Origin of the sequence: Leptospira andrefontaineae (assembly GCF_004770105.1) — a bacterium.
Classification (GTDB): Bacteria; Spirochaetota; Leptospiria; order Leptospirales; family Leptospiraceae; genus Leptospira_B; species Leptospira_B andrefontaineae.
Map to the genome: position 1 here is coordinate 61536 of NZ_RQEY01000016.1, position 13630 is coordinate 75165.

The 13630-nt window shown below is 39.1% G+C and carries 16 protein-coding genes; 10 read left to right on the top strand and 6 right to left on the bottom strand.

Annotated elements, in window-relative coordinates:
- The first annotated feature begins 57 nt into the window (after positions 1–57).
- Complete coding sequence (locus EHO65_RS10270) at positions 58–996, top strand: RluA family pseudouridine synthase (protein WP_135774013.1); 939 nt, start codon at positions 58–60, stop codon at positions 994–996.
- 45 nt (positions 997–1041) lie between these two features.
- Here EHO65_RS10270 and EHO65_RS10275 read toward each other — a convergent pair whose 3' ends face one another.
- A complete protein-coding gene (locus tag EHO65_RS10275; protein ID WP_135774015.1) occupies positions 1042–1605 on the bottom strand; it encodes a hypothetical protein in 564 nt (187 codons plus the stop codon).
- Positions 1606–1748: 143 nt separating this feature from the next.
- On the opposite strand from EHO65_RS10275, the gene EHO65_RS10280 reads away from it, so the two are divergent.
- Genes EHO65_RS10280 through EHO65_RS10290 form a run of 3 tightly spaced genes read left to right on the top strand, consistent with a single transcriptional unit; the run spans position 1749 to position 3235 of the window.
- The gene (locus EHO65_RS10280) at positions 1749–2090 is read left to right on the top strand and encodes a YkvA family protein (RefSeq protein WP_135678565.1); all 342 of its coding nucleotides are present in this window, start codon (positions 1749–1751) and stop codon (positions 2088–2090) included.
- Between the two features lie 12 nt (positions 2091–2102).
- Positions 2103–2918: an inositol monophosphatase family protein gene (locus EHO65_RS10285; protein WP_135774017.1), complete on the top strand. Its 816-nt coding sequence runs from the start codon at positions 2103–2105 to the stop codon at positions 2916–2918.
- Positions 2915–3235, top strand: a complete 321-nt coding sequence (locus EHO65_RS10290) for a DMT family transporter (protein ID WP_135774019.1) — start codon at positions 2915–2917, stop codon at positions 3233–3235. The genes EHO65_RS10285 and EHO65_RS10290 overlap by 4 nt, the downstream gene beginning before the upstream one ends.
- A gap of 2 nt (positions 3236–3237) precedes the next feature.
- Here EHO65_RS10290 and EHO65_RS10295 read toward each other — a convergent pair whose 3' ends face one another.
- Genes EHO65_RS10295 through EHO65_RS10310 form a run of 4 tightly spaced genes read right to left on the bottom strand, consistent with a single transcriptional unit; the run spans position 3238 to position 7688 of the window.
- Positions 3238–4533, bottom strand: coding sequence for a glycosyltransferase family 4 protein (locus EHO65_RS10295; protein WP_135774021.1), 1296 nt, complete (start codon positions 4531–4533; stop codon positions 3238–3240).
- Positions 4517–5590: a glycosyltransferase family 4 protein gene (locus EHO65_RS10300; RefSeq protein ID WP_135774023.1), complete on the bottom strand. Its 1074-nt coding sequence runs from the start codon at positions 5588–5590 to the stop codon at positions 4517–4519. The genes EHO65_RS10295 and EHO65_RS10300 overlap by 17 nt, the downstream gene beginning before the upstream one ends.
- The gene (locus tag EHO65_RS10305) at positions 5587–6687 is read right to left on the bottom strand and encodes a glycosyltransferase (protein ID WP_135774025.1); all 1101 of its coding nucleotides are present in this window, start codon (positions 6685–6687) and stop codon (positions 5587–5589) included. Before EHO65_RS10305 ends, EHO65_RS10300 begins: the two co-directional genes overlap by 4 nt.
- The gene (locus tag EHO65_RS10310; RefSeq protein ID WP_135774027.1) at positions 6684–7688 is read right to left on the bottom strand and encodes an LIC_10202 family protein; all 1005 of its coding nucleotides are present in this window, start codon (positions 7686–7688) and stop codon (positions 6684–6686) included. Before EHO65_RS10310 ends, EHO65_RS10305 begins: the two co-directional genes overlap by 4 nt.
- Positions 7689–7769: 81 nt before the next feature.
- Between EHO65_RS10310 and EHO65_RS10315 the strand changes: the two genes are divergently transcribed.
- Positions 7770–8714: a GDP-mannose 4,6-dehydratase gene (locus EHO65_RS10315; RefSeq protein WP_135774029.1), complete on the top strand. Its 945-nt coding sequence runs from the start codon at positions 7770–7772 to the stop codon at positions 8712–8714.
- Here the strand turns inward: EHO65_RS10315 and EHO65_RS10320 are convergent.
- Entirely contained in the window at positions 8711–9436 is a 726-nt protein-coding gene (locus EHO65_RS10320; protein ID WP_135774031.1) for a SanA/YdcF family protein, read from the bottom strand. The genes EHO65_RS10315 and EHO65_RS10320 overlap by 4 nt on opposite strands.
- 185 nt (positions 9437–9621) lie before the next feature.
- On the opposite strand from EHO65_RS10320, the gene EHO65_RS10325 reads away from it, so the two are divergent.
- The 5 genes from EHO65_RS10325 (at position 9622) to EHO65_RS10345 (ending at position 13629) form a co-directional block, all read left to right on the top strand.
- Positions 9622–10200 (top strand): hypothetical protein, encoded by a 579-nt coding sequence (locus EHO65_RS10325; protein WP_135774033.1) that lies wholly within the window; start codon positions 9622–9624, stop codon positions 10198–10200.
- A gap of 10 nt (positions 10201–10210) precedes the next feature.
- Positions 10211–10723, top strand: coding sequence for an RNA polymerase sigma factor (locus EHO65_RS10330; RefSeq protein ID WP_135774034.1), 513 nt, complete (start codon positions 10211–10213; stop codon positions 10721–10723).
- Positions 10724–10735: 12 nt separating this feature from the next.
- Positions 10736–11116: a hypothetical protein gene (locus EHO65_RS10335; RefSeq protein ID WP_135774036.1), complete on the top strand. Its 381-nt coding sequence runs from the start codon at positions 10736–10738 to the stop codon at positions 11114–11116.
- A gap of 118 nt (positions 11117–11234) precedes the next feature.
- The gene (locus EHO65_RS10340; protein WP_135774038.1) at positions 11235–12605 is read left to right on the top strand and encodes a cytochrome P450; all 1371 of its coding nucleotides are present in this window, start codon (positions 11235–11237) and stop codon (positions 12603–12605) included.
- A gap of 46 nt (positions 12606–12651) precedes the next feature.
- Complete coding sequence (locus tag EHO65_RS10345; protein ID WP_135774040.1) at positions 12652–13629, top strand: M23 family metallopeptidase; 978 nt, start codon at positions 12652–12654, stop codon at positions 13627–13629.
- Position 13630: the final 1 nt, after the last annotated feature.

Sequence of the window (13630 nt, forward strand, 5' to 3'; positions counted from 1 at the left end):
ACCTCTGTGCGAAAGGGACACGTTTTCCCTGCTTATATATTTCTTAGGAGAACTATTATGAATCTGGAACTTCATGCCGAAGTTAACGCCGACTCTGAGGGATCCAGACTCGATCGATTTTTAAAGGATTATCTGGGAGATGAGATCTCCAGAGCTTCCATCCAACATTGGATCGATTCAGGTTGGGTCAAAGATGGATCAGGAAAAATTTTACTGAAATCATCCTACAAGGTAAGTCCTGGAGAAAATTTCCATATATCAGTTCCTCCTAAACCTCCATTGAACTTAACTCCAGTAAAAATGGATATTGAAGTTTTAAAAGAGACTCCACAGTATTTGATCATTCGTAAACCGGCAGGTATCGCATCTCATAGTGGGCCTGGAGATAGATCCGCTACCTTGGTTAACGGACTACTCTACAAATTTAAGGAACTTTCGAGTATCGGGGGAGAATCAAGGCCGGGTATCGTGCATCGTTTGGATAAACCAACGGAAGGGATCATGATCGTAGCTAAGAATGATCAAGCACATGCAAAACTTTCAGAGTTGTTTAGAAGAAGGAATATTACCAAGAAATATCTTGCTTGGGTCCAGGGCACACTTCCGGAAGGAGAAGGTACGATAGACAGGCCTATTGGAAGACATCCTATTGAAAGATTGAAAATGACTGTGACCACCAAGGGTAGAGCCTCAGTTACTCATTACAGGATCTTGAAAACTGCGGTTTCCAAAAACGGTAGAAAGTTCTCACTTATCGAAGCAGATCTAGAAACAGGAAGAACTCATCAGATCAGAGTCCATTTTCAGAGTTTAAGATGCCCTGTGGTTGGAGACCTACTCTACTCCAGGAATGCGGCACTTTTCGAGAATTATGGACTTTTACTTCTTTCATATTGGTTAGAATTCAAGGATCCTTTTACAGGAGAAGAAGTGCAGGTCATTTTGGATCCTCCCCAAAGATTTGAAAATTTCGAAAATAATTTGGAGAATTTTTAACCCGAAGACCTTGTGTGATAAAAGGTCTTCGGATCTATAGATAAGTTATTGGAAGGAAACGGAAATTTTTCCGTCAGCAACATAACCTGCCTTTCTTAACTCTTGCAGATAAGCGACTTCGTTTTTCAGATCAATGGTTATATCCAATTTTCCGGTTCCTTTTTCTGTAGCGGCTTGGAATCTAAACTCATATTCTCCCGGATCTAATTTAGCTTTTAGTCCGCTATAATCGAAGTCTTCATTAAAATATAAAATGATTTCTTTGCGTGCGGCAGATAGTTCCGGTCTAAAAACTCCTGCTTGTTTTGAGCTCGACCAAGAAGAATATTTTCCTTCAGGATTCGAAGTTTGTTTTGCATATAGAACGATTCGGAACTTTTTACCGTTCGCTTCTTGAGGACCTACAGGATCTGCCAAACAAAGTAGAGCCCACATTTCTCCTGAAAAATTCCATTTGGAAACTTCTGCAGGTAAAGCGGAGTCCCTTGAAATTTCTTTATCAAAAAAGTAAACTGTACCTTTTTTCTTTCCTTCACAAAGATCCTTTGCCCAAGTTCCAGATGCCGCAAATAAAAGCACTAAAACGGCCGCAATTCGAACGAGTTTCATTCAAAGCTCCTGATTTAATTTACTAAGTCTAAGGTTGGGACGAAATTTTAGATTAAATGTTATCCTTTTCAATATAAAATTAAGGAAATTTTTTGCTGGATGATTACGAATTATACATCAGATACTTGTACGTACTAACGCTTATGGAAGAAGATAAAATAGAAAAGATCAAACAAGGTTTTTGGCCTAAGGTGAAGAAGGTCGCGGGGAAGGTTCCTTTTCTTGCGGATGCAATCGCTTTATACTATGCGATGTTGGATCCTTCTACCCCCCTAAAAGCAAAACTTACGATCGCAGGTGCACTTGCTTATTTTCTTACACCTTTTGATGCGATCCCGGATATTCTATTCGGTGCAGGTTATATAGACGATGCAGGTGTGGTTGCTGCAGTTTTAGCAGCTGCATCCATGTACGTAAAAGAAGAACATAAGAAGAAGGCGGCGGATTTTTTAGATTCCAATCCAGAGGGTACCCTGGAGAATTGAAAAACTTCTCCAATGAGCTACCAAAACGAAATCAAGATAAGATACCAACACTTCCTAAACTTTGCCCCGACAATCTCTGAGTTCCTAAAAAAAACTCACGAAAGAGAAGATCTGCAAATTTCCTTTAAAGGAAATATTGAATCTGACTTAGTCACGATTGCAGACAAGGGTTCCGAAGAATTGATCGTCTCCGAGATCAGAAAAGCATTTCCTAACGATCATATCTTAGGGGAAGAAGGAAGTAACTACGAAGGAAATTCTCAGTTTAAATGGATCATAGATCCTTTAGATGGAACTGTAAATTATTCTCATCGTATTCCCCTTTATTGCTGCTGTATCGGATTGGAAGATTTAGAAAATAGATCAGCAGTGATGGGGATCGTTCCAATGCCTGCTCTAGGGCATGTATATCATGCAATGTTGGGAGAAGGTGCATTCAAAGATAAAACTCCCATTAAAGTTACTCAAACTAAAGAAATCAAAAAGGCTCTATTATGCACTGGTTTTCCTTATGATAGAGAAGAGAAGATTGAACAACTTATGTTCAATCTGAAAAAATTTATCTTAAGATCTCGTGGTGTGAGAAGGACAGGGTCCGCTGGTTTAGATATTTGCTGGGTAGCAGAAGGTAAATTCGACGCATTCTGGGAAGAAGATCTGAAACCTTGGGATATGACTGCCGCCGCCGCAATCCTTCAGGAAGCTGGTGGAAAGTTAAGTACCTTTGCTAACAATACATTTCATCCATACGTGACCAGTCTGATTGCGTCTAACGGAGTATTGCATGAGAAAATGGTAGAGACCTTGCAGGAGTATTTAGATATATGAGTTGGGTTTTATTGGTATTAGCAGGACTTTTCGAAGTAGGATTTACTACTTGTATGAAATTATCCGACGGTTTTAAGGACTGGAGATACGGCCTCGGATTTTTCGTGTTTGCTTCCTTGAGCTTTTACTTTTTGAACAAGGCGACTCAGAATATTTCTCTTGGAACAGCTTATGCTGTTTGGACTGGAATAGGCGCCGCAGGAACTGCGATTATCGGAATTCTTTCCTTTGGAGATTCTATCAATACTTGGAGGATCTTCTTTCTTTCTACTTTGATATTATCAGTGATTGGATTAAAGTTTTTAGGCGGGGAGTAATTTTACTCAGAGTATCTTCTTCTGATACATCTTTCTACGATATGGGCGATCTTTTTTTCCACGATATCAGGATTGAAGTTCGCCTGAACGTATCTCTTGCCATTCAGCCCCATTTCTTCTCTTTCCCTACTATGGTTTACTAAATATTCTGCGACTGCACAAAAGCTGTCTAGATCTGAATAATATAAACCGCCATTACTTCTCAAACAATGTCCTTTCAGAACATCTGATCTTCCATTAACTAGGACAGCTTTTTTACGGATCCAAGCTTCCATAATAATAATGGAAAAACTTTCCATAGGAGAAGGGTTGATCAAAATATCCGAAGAACGGATAATTTCATCCTTTGCTTCTTCGCTTACGAAACCTAAAGGAGATACATGAGAAAATTTTGATATTCTTTGTAGGAGTTTGGAATCTCCTCTTCCTGCCAGAAGTAGTTTATCGTTCCTGCCGCTTCTTTTCTGCCACTCGGAAAAGTATTGGGCCATTTCCAAGACACCTTTTCCTTCGTCTATTCTTCCAACGTACAAAAACTGAAAGGAGTCCTGGGGATTTTTTTTCTCTGAAGTTTTTTTCTCCGTTTCTTCCGGAATAGCTAAATGCATTCCGATCACATTTCCTAGGCTGGGCTCATATCCGTATAATTTATGAAAGAGTGCTTTTTCTTCGGGAGTATTAAAACAATATGCTGAGTCGTCTTTGAAAAGATTGGAATATACGGATAATTTTGCAGGAGGCTCGTCATGCAATGTAGGAATCACAACAGACTTCTTTGCAACTAAGGGAAGTCCATAAACCATCGGATAATATAGATAAGAAACAAAAACGAATACATCATAATCTCTTTCATTTGTTTCTATGTATTGGATCAGATCAGGACAATAAGGGCCCTGCATATCCACCCAGATCCTTTCTTTTTCCTCTTGGGAGCTGATACTTTTTCCTGATTCAGAATTTCTGAATAGTTTATCTGAAAATCTATTGAACTTAGAAATATTTCTTTCTTTATCTACGGAGAATCTTAAAACTCTGATCCGGTTTCCTGGTTCTGGTTCTATCCATTCTCTACTGACCTTCTTCTCTAGATCTTTTCCAAGAAGTACGGGTTCCAAGTCGGTGATTGGGATTTGATTTTTCCAAGTGATATAATCCAAGGAGCGGCTCGCAAGAACCGTTACCTCATAGAACTTGGATAATATTAGAGTATATTGATAGATTAGTTTTTCGGAACCACCTGAAATATGATCCGAAAAAATAGGAGTAACTACGGCTAATCTTCTACGTGAGTCTAGCAAGGACTGGCCTCAATACTGTTTCTGCGTTGATTTGGGAGAACGAAGATAAACGTCTTTGTTGGGTTTCAAGGATTAAGTCTTTCCAACTTCGATCCGTTACCATTTTGTGGGCAAGTTCCACGATCATATCCATTCTTTTTTCTTTGAATAAGATCCCAGCACCTGAAAGAGTTTCGCCTACAGCGCCTCCATCGAATGCAAGGATCGGAATATTATGCACCATCGCTTCCAATAACGGAACACAAAACCCTTCATGCTCGCTCATCGATAAAAAAAGATCGCAGTTTAAGTACATCGATTTTAATTCTTCATCGGATAAAAAATCAGTGATGATCACATTCTTTCTCAATTTATAAAAATCGAGCATTCGTTCCAATTCTTCTCTGTATAAATACAATTCTTTGGAGCTGAATCCTACCATAAAAAGTTGGAACTCAGGGCCGTAGGCTTTTAGATAATGAAATGCAAATCGGATCAGGTCATCCTGCTTTTTGTTCGGTGCAATTCTTCCTACAAATAAGAAGCGTGGAATATTGGGTCTATTCTTGGGGAAATTTTCCTTAAAAGTCTGTCTTCCTTGCGGAAGCTGGTAAGTGATCGGTAGAACATCTACATTTTCGAAACCCAGATCCATAAGTTCCGATTTATTGTATTCGGAAACTGCGAACACCTTATCGAATTTGTTTCTTAAGGATTCTAATTCTTCTCTTCCTTTACGCAGAAGATAAGTAAGTTTTAGATCGTATTTTTCGAAAAAATGACCCGGCGTTACGTTATGATATATTAGGATTTTAGAATTCTTCGGTTTTAATACTGTTTCCAAAACATCCGAATGGATGGAGTGATGATATATTATAATATCTTTACTATTGGAGGAATATGCCTTATACTTTTTTACAAAAGCATCCGTTCCTGGGCCTGTATTTTCTGCATATATTTCGGAGGAATATCCTATCTTTTTGAAAACAGATTTTAAGGAATTCATCTCATTAGAAATTGCATCCCCTAAATTAAAACCGGCTGCGAATTGATGAACTCCTCTCCTTCTGAAGATCATGAGGCAGCCGCTTCTTTAAACGTGAATATCTGTTTTAAAACTCTTCCGTAAGGCATGGAATCATAATCCATACACACTTCTCTTCTTTTGGAAGAAGCATGAGGACCATCCACTGGTCGTGAGGAAGATTGAGATTCTAATATAAAATGGATCCACTCAGCTAATTTTTCCAAACTGCTTAGATCTTTTTTTCGGAAAAGATATCCTGCGTCCTTTAATGTTTCCGGAACGGCAGTGCAGGCATATGCAAAAACTGGAATATCATAACTCAATGCTTCCACAAGAGGAATGCCAAAACCTTCGTGTTCACTCATGCTGATATAGGCGTCCATCTCTTCCCAAAATCTAGGTAGCTCTGAATCTTGGACCCCCATTCTGAATTGAACATTTCCACCGATTCCAAGTTCTCTTGTCATCTGCTTTAAGTTGGAAAAATATTCTTCGAAAATGCTAGGAACATTTCCGATCAACAAGATCCTATATTTAGGTTCTATTCTATTCAAAAAATAGGAAAGAAATAGGATATCTTCTATCTTTTTGCTTGGGACTAATCTTCCCACATAGCCGAGAGTGTAGCCGTTCTTACGATTCCGTTTTTCTCCCTTCCATCCGTACTTTCTAACAATCGGTAGGACACTGGAGTTTATTATGTTCAGGTCTTCCAAATTGGATGCGCTGTATTTGGAACTCGGAAGAAAGCGCTCTATAGATCTTTTCAGTTTATGTAATTCTAATATGGATTTTTTATAATCCATTTCGAAACTTCTGAATATATCCTGAGAAACGAAAGGTTTAAAAAACTTAGGAGGAGTTATGTTCTGATAACGAACAAATTTTCTGCCGGGAAAGGAAAGAAAAGAATCGATCGGATACCCGGAGCCACCGTATTCCAAAATATGCATGGAACTTGAGGATAGATTATTCTCATTGTGCAGTTCTTCCGTTAATAAGGTTTTGATCGAACCATCACTCAGATCATTTTGGCAAACGATTTCTGTTTTGATGCCGGAAGAATTTAAAACTTCTCTTAAACCCTTGATATCGTTTCCGATCCCGTCCTTATCCCTAAATTCGGAAATATGGAGATAGGCATTCATTTTCTGAAACTAAACACCGAGAAACCGTCTCCGGCCTTGGTATCCACTATATTCTTAAAACCTAATTTTTGTAAGAACTCTCTAAATGCGGACTCGCTGATCTGAGTCAAGAGGATTGGTTGGAAAGGTGAGACCATTCTATTTGAATAATTGGAATATCTAAAGATGAATTCTGTCCCACCGGAAGTTTTAGAAGCCAGGGATTTGAAAAGTTTTTCCAGAACCCAATTTGGCAAAAGGCATAGATTTGCGTTTGAAATAATTTTAGAAGGAAGAGGGGATTCAGGAAGAACTTCTTCAAAAGATAGAAGGGAGACTGAATTCGTAATATTTTCTTTGATATAAGAATATTGGGATTTATTCCAAGTGACTGCTTTAAATTCTATCTGCGCTTTTAAGAGTTGTTTGAGGAATTTTCCCCATTCAGGATTGATCGCGAGAACTGAATCTCCAGGGTTTAATCTGGAAAGGATAAGAGTTTCACTTTCTTCTAGAGTTTCTTCTTCATATAAAAACTCGTTGGACCAAACAAATTCAGGGCTGATCTCTTTTTTAAGAGTATAATTCAATTCTACAAACTCGCTGTAGAACTTCTCGAATTTACGTTTTAACTTTTCATGATCTCCTCTTAAGAGGATCAATTCATTCAAAACACTGTAAAATGCTCGAGTTCTGTTTTCAGAAAGTTTTTTATCTAGAAAGGCATAAAGCTCAATCAATTTGATAAACAGCCAACGGATCGGGCCGCGGATGTACTTAAATTTTGGATTAGTGAATTTAGGAGGAGAGATCCCTTTTTCGAATAAATGAGCTGTTTCTGCAGCATCAAATTCCCTGTATCCTTCAGGGGATTGGGGAGAAAACTTCCAACGAGAAAGACGTTCCAATTCTTCCTTGGAAACCGGTCTTCTGGCAAGCCTGGATTCTATCTCTTCCATGAGCTCGCGGACATTAACCGAGCTGTCCTTGATTTCTATAATATCTGAAGATCTTTCTTCCATGGGAGCCCGGACTTTTATTCGATTGTTTTTTTCTTATTCGACAAAACAATCGTATTTTTACTTCGATTGACCATAACAAACATGAAATACATGATCACAGGAGCGGAAGGTTTTGTCGGATCTTATCTGGTCCGAGAACTTACACGAGGATCTGGGTCCGAACTTCTGGGCCTGGGAATGAATCCCAAAAATACTGAGTTCCCATTTCCTTACAAGGTTTGTGATATCCGAGATATCCAATCACTCCAACAAGTATTCGAGTCCTATTCGCCTGATGTATTGTTCCATTTAGCTGGCCAAACATTCGTTCCAAGATCTATCGAAAATCCTGAGGAAACATTACTTATTAATGTGGCCGGCACATTAAATATTTTAGAATGTTTTAAACGATCTGGTAAAAAAGTTAAATTAGTATATGTATCTTCTTCTGAAGTATATGGAAATATAAAGGAAGAACAACTTCCAGTTTCAGAGAGCCTTCTTCCAAGTCCTGTAAATCCTTACGCTTCTTCCAAGCTCGCAGCTGAAACGTATTGCCTTCAATATTCTCGTTCTTACCAAAATATAGAAACCGTAATTGCAAGGCCTTTTAATCATATTGGTATCGGGCAAAATCCAAACTTTGTGGTTCCGAATTTTTGCAAACAGGTATTGGAAAATATTTCCAAAAACGTTTCTTCTGAAATTTTAGTCGGAGATCTGACTCCTACGCGTGATTTCTTGCATGTGACTGATGTAGTGAAAGCTTATCTTCTTTTAGCAAATAAAGGAATAAGCGGAGAAGTTTATAATATTTGTTCGGGATCTGAAACATCTATCTCTCAAGTTTTGGAATGGATCTTAGAATTTGCGGATTCTAAATTAGTTTCCAAACAAGATCCTTCAAGACTGAGACCTGCGGAAATGAAAAGATCTTTGGGAAATAATTCTAAACTAAGATCCTTAGGTTGGTCCCCAGCCATATCTGTAAAGGAAGCAGTCCGAGAAATTTTCGAACATATTCGAAAAACAGAATATTCTTCTTAAATTACGGAACCCTTCCAGGTTTTAACTCCGCTTCCTTCTATTGGAAACGGTTTTCCTAAATATTTTGGTGCGGTGTTCGCAAGGTTCATATCGATCCAAGCCAAGGTTCTTGCAAAAAATTCTCTGAACCTGCTTGTAGGTCCGCTAATATAGATCCTTCTATCCGATTCATAAGATTGTAGATCTAATCCTATCTTTTTAGAAATGAACGCAGCCCTTGGTTGGTGGAATTTTTGGCTTACAAAGATCGCATCTTTGACTTGGAAAATTTCTTTTGCTCTTACTAAAGTATCTAATGTTCTAAAACCTGCATGATCTACGAACACATCTTTCTCATTCACTCCTCTTTCTAAAACGTACAAAAGCATCGGCTTCACTTCATTATAGTAGCTAGTACCATTATCACCCGAGAGAAGAATTTTTCGGACCTTCCCCTGTTTATAAAGTTCTATCGCACAATCTAGACGATCTTGCAAAACGGGAGAAGGAATTCCTTTGTAAACGGAAGCACCCGGAACGATTGCAACTGTTGCCGGCTTAAGAGAACGATAATTTCCTGCATGAGCACTTCGGTTTTCGTAATCCCATTCGATGGAAAGATCTATCGAAGCCGGAATCCCAATGCAGATTGCGGCAGCGAGTAAAACTGCAAGCCTAAGCTTTCCCCGGAAACGGGCTCCGGGAGTTTTCTGGATTTCCTTGTTTTTTAGTCCAAAGTCCATATTACTTTAAGGGGAGAATACGCCAAAGAACCGGTTCTGGAAAAGGAATTTTCCCCGAAATTCAGGTTTTGTCCCAAATTATGTTCTCTTTAAGAAGACCGGATTTCTTTTTTTCCCGGAACAAAAATTTAGATCGATATTTGGAAACATGGCGGCTACCTTGGGGTCTTAGGATACACTAGGTTATGAACCGAGTAAGACTCATGAATCTCCTGAATTCATTCGTCAGAGTTGCTCTGGCCGGTGTGTTCCTCACGCCGGCGTATCTTTTCTCGCAAGATTCCAAAACCAGTTTTCATACTGCCCGACCTATTCGTACTATCTCCTTCTATCGTAATGAAAGAGCAGCCGGAGTAGTTTTCGGTGACCTAGATTCATTTAAAAATCGTTATATTCTTACAGACACACAACTCGAACGTATCGCTGAGCTGAACCGGAGATATAAGAACGAGCATGAAAGATGGCTTCGTAGATTATCTCCGAAACAAGTCGAACTCGAACTGGTATTGATGGATGAAAATCCAGATCTAGTCAAAGTTCGACTTCTCGTTAACGCGATTGCAAGATATACATCCGAAATCCGGATGAATCAAATCGCGCATCGGCTCGCGATCGAAAGGGTTTTATCCTCTGAGCAAAAAAAGAGGGGAAAGGAAAGGGAATTAGTTACCCTACCCGAGGAGCATAGGGAAGCTCCAGGGTTCCCCTTGAATCTGTTTGTTCCCGAGAGAATAATTTTGCCTGTGCCGGGCATCCTGAGATAAGGAAACTAAAATGGACCAAAGAGAATTTGCCGGATTGATAGACAGTACGAAACATATCGTGCTCTCCGCGATTAAAAAGAATTTATACGAAGAGTTTTACGACACCATCGATGATGTTGTACAAGAGACTTATATCCGTGCTTATAAAAGTTTAGCAGCCAATAAGTTCAGGGGAGAATCTTCCCATAGTACTTGGTTGTATACAATCGCAAGAAACGAATCCTTGAGAATGAACCAAAAGCGTATGCGCCAGGCAAACCTTGCGATGAAGCTGAAGGAAAAAGCAACTCAAGATTCCATCTTAAACCCAAGAGAAGAATATTCAGATTCTGGAATGGACATTGAACTCCAAGATTTGATCTCCAATCTTCCTTGGAAATATAAGTCAGTACTTGCATTAGTTTCCGAAGGATACAAAGAACAACAGATTGCGGAGAAGTTGGGAATTCCGGAAGGAACAGTTAAATCCCGATCATTCCGAGGCAAACAAATGTTGAAGAAACTTTTTTTTCAAGAGACCTAGAGATAATCGGAAATGGAAGATAAAAACAGAGAAAAGTTAGACCAAGAGATTTTCCGTCGTTTAGAAAGTTACGAATGGAGTGATAATATCTCTGCAAAGATAATGAGAAGGCGTAAGATCGCTAGCTTTAAGCGATTTTTCATCTTTTCATTTAGCGGACTTATTATTGTGGGTCTTGGTTTATCTTCTTTTTACTTTCAGCCTGAAGGAGACTCCGAATCCGGAGATTGGCAGGTCTTGATAGAAGAACAAATTGAAGGAACTTTCGAGGAAGCGGAGACTAGTATGCAAACTCCTGATTTGAATCAGGAAGATACTAGTTCTTCTACCGTACCTTCTTCTTCTTTGATGGATATGGATGCGTTGATCGAAACTTCTTTCGAACGTAGATAGGTTTTTAAAAATAAATACAAACTCGGCTTGCTAATATAGCGGTTGTTACATAGAATTGCGGCAAGGATTGGTTGGGTGAAACTAATCCAAATGTCCTTCTTGGACTAGGAGTACACTCTTGTTTTCCTTGCACGAACCGACTTCGAGTCGCACCAAAAAAAATAAACCGAATCTTCCTCCTGGGGTTTTCGGTATCCGGGCACTTCCTTACGTTTCGAAATTGGCAAAAGATCCGATTGGCTTTTTCCAATTGATGCAATCCAAATTCGGAAATTCAGCCCGATTTGGTTTGAGATCGATCGTTTTTCATTTAATTACTCAGCCGGAAGATATCAAAAGAGTCCTTCAAGAGAATAACCAGAACTATCATAAGGGAGTTTTTTACAAAGAACTCGGAAGAATTTTAGGTAAAGGTTTGTTAAATAGCGAAGGAGAATTTTGGAAGAAACAAAGAAAGCTTATCCAACCTTCTTTCCATAAACAAAGGATTTCCGAGTTCGTAGAGATCATGGCTCAGGAAACCGAAAAAACTTCCGAAAATTGGAAGAAGATCTCCAGTTTAGACATTTCTAAAGAGATGATGCGACTAACGTTTGCAATTGTCGGCAGGACTTTATTCAGAACGGAAGTAGAAAGTTATGCTGCAAGAATCGAACATTCTTTAAAGATCGCGCTGGAGTTGGTCACAAAAAGGATCACTCGTATTTTTCCATTTCCATTCAGTTGGCCTACGCCTGAAAATTTAAAACTCAAACGTGCATTGAAAGATATGCATTCCGTAGTCGACGAGTTGATTGCGGAACGTAAAAAAAATCCTTCTAACGATTTGATCTCGATGCTTCTGGAAGTTCGAGATGAAGAAACTGGCGAGACTATGAGCGAAAGCCAGGTAAGGGACGAGGCAATCACACTTCTTCTTGCAGGACATGAAACAACTGCAAACGCATTGTCTTGGGGATTCTATCTTTTATCTAAACATCCTGAGATCTGCGAAAAAGTAAGAGAAGAAGCAAATAGAGTTTTAGGTGATAAGACTCCAACTTTGGAAGATGTTCAAAAATTGACATACACTCGCAAAGTATTGGATGAAGTTTTGAGATTATATCCTCCTGCCTGGGTGATTGAAAGGACTGCAATGGGACCGGATCAAGTGGGCGGTTATGATGTGGAGACCGGCACGAATATCTCCATCTGTATTTTTAATATTCATCGAAATCCGAATTTTTGGGAAAATCCTGACAAGTTTGATCCGGATCGTTTTGATGAAGAAAGATCTGCGGATAGGCCTAAGTATGCATATCTTCCTTTTGGGGGAGGACCAAGGATCTGTATCGGTAATATTTTTGCATTAACCGAAGCTACACTGATACTTGCAATGTTGGTCAAAAACTACAAATTCCAAACGGATTCAAATCATCCAGTCGTTATGGAACCTTTAGTCACATTAAGACCGAAGTATGGAATTTTATTAAACATAGTTTCCACTTGACCCTATCTTTCCCGGCCGGAATCCTTCTACCAGAGGGATTTCGACCATGGAAAAGATGATAAAAAAACGCATCGACCAGGTAAAAGAAAAAGGTCACCAAAGGTTGACGGTTCTTTTAATTCCGCATGGGTTCGATAAGTCCTTCCACTTCCAAATTTCTATCTTCACTATCTTCTTCTTAGTAGGATTATTGTTTGCGATCGTTGGGATCGCAGTTTTAGGAATCGTTCGTTATAATAATACCAGGATCCAGATCAACGCACTTGCATCCGTTTACGGAAAGTACTTCGACGAATATATCGAATATAGCGAAAAGTTAGGAGATATCCGAGACGATTTCGCGAGTCTGAACGAAAATTTACAGGAAGTTCATTCGTTGATCGATGGCGAGTCCGATGAATTGCTTAAACTTCCTGATGAGTCAGACTCAGAAGATTTAGCTGCTACAGAATTAAAGGTAGAAGAAGCGGTAGATAAGGATCTTATGCTCGGAAGATCTTATCTTTCTGAAATTTACGGATATCGTTCTGTAAGAGTCTCCATGGAGAAGAACAAGGCTCTCGTGGATTCAGTGTTTAGCTTCTTAGATTCAAGATATGGTATTATGAATTCTCTTCCATTCGGAGAGCCATTATTATCTTATAATTTAACTTCTTATTATGGAATGAGAAGATCTCCTACTTTCGGATATATGGAATTCCATGACGGGGTAGACTTAGCAAACGTTCCAGGTACTGATATTGCTGCGACCGGAGACGGAAGAGTTTATAGAGCTATTTACTCTAATAGAGGATATGGAAATCATATAGTGATCGCTCATGCAAACGGATATTATAGTTTGTATGGTCACTGTACTTCTTTAAAAGTAAGAGAAGGTGAATATGTTCATAAGGGACAGAGGATCGCTACTGTGGGAGCCACAGGGAACGTAACTGGTCCCCACCTTCATTATGAAGTATGGATCGGAGAATCAAATCGTACCGATCCTATGGATTATATGAAAGTAGGTTTCGGCCAATATTAAT

What these genes read in the sequence shown, in the direction of transcription:
- EHO65_RS10275 (WP_135774015.1), bottom strand. Translation starts at nt 1,605, where the DNA reads ATGAAACTCGTTCGAATTGCGGCCGTTTTAGTGCTTTTATTTGCGGCA.
- EHO65_RS10270 (WP_135774013.1), top strand. Translation starts at nt 58, where the DNA reads ATGAATCTGGAACTTCATGCCGAAGTTAACGCCGACTCTGAGGGATCC.
- EHO65_RS10320 (WP_135774031.1), bottom strand. Translation starts at nt 9,436, where the DNA reads ATGGACTTTGGACTAAAAAACAAGGAAATCCAGAAAACTCCCGGAGCC.
- EHO65_RS10315 (WP_135774029.1), top strand. Translation starts at nt 7,770, where the DNA reads ATGAAATACATGATCACAGGAGCGGAAGGTTTTGTCGGATCTTATCTG.
- EHO65_RS10345 (WP_135774040.1), top strand. Translation starts at nt 12,652, where the DNA reads ATGGAAAAGATGATAAAAAAACGCATCGACCAGGTAAAAGAAAAAGGT.
- EHO65_RS10330 (WP_135774034.1), top strand. Translation starts at nt 10,211, where the DNA reads ATGGACCAAAGAGAATTTGCCGGATTGATAGACAGTACGAAACATATC.
- EHO65_RS10285 (WP_135774017.1), top strand. Translation starts at nt 2,103, where the DNA reads ATGAGCTACCAAAACGAAATCAAGATAAGATACCAACACTTCCTAAAC.
- EHO65_RS10280 (WP_135678565.1), top strand. Translation starts at nt 1,749, where the DNA reads ATGGAAGAAGATAAAATAGAAAAGATCAAACAAGGTTTTTGGCCTAAG.
- EHO65_RS10325 (WP_135774033.1), top strand. Translation starts at nt 9,622, where the DNA reads ATGAACCGAGTAAGACTCATGAATCTCCTGAATTCATTCGTCAGAGTT.
- EHO65_RS10300 (WP_135774023.1), bottom strand. Translation starts at nt 5,590, where the DNA reads ATGATCTTCAGAAGGAGAGGAGTTCATCAATTCGCAGCCGGTTTTAAT.
- EHO65_RS10310 (WP_135774027.1), bottom strand. Translation starts at nt 7,688, where the DNA reads ATGGAAGAAAGATCTTCAGATATTATAGAAATCAAGGACAGCTCGGTT.
- EHO65_RS10305 (WP_135774025.1), bottom strand. Translation starts at nt 6,687, where the DNA reads ATGAATGCCTATCTCCATATTTCCGAATTTAGGGATAAGGACGGGATC.
- EHO65_RS10335 (WP_135774036.1), top strand. Translation starts at nt 10,736, where the DNA reads ATGGAAGATAAAAACAGAGAAAAGTTAGACCAAGAGATTTTCCGTCGT.
- EHO65_RS10290 (WP_135774019.1), top strand. Translation starts at nt 2,915, where the DNA reads ATGAGTTGGGTTTTATTGGTATTAGCAGGACTTTTCGAAGTAGGATTT.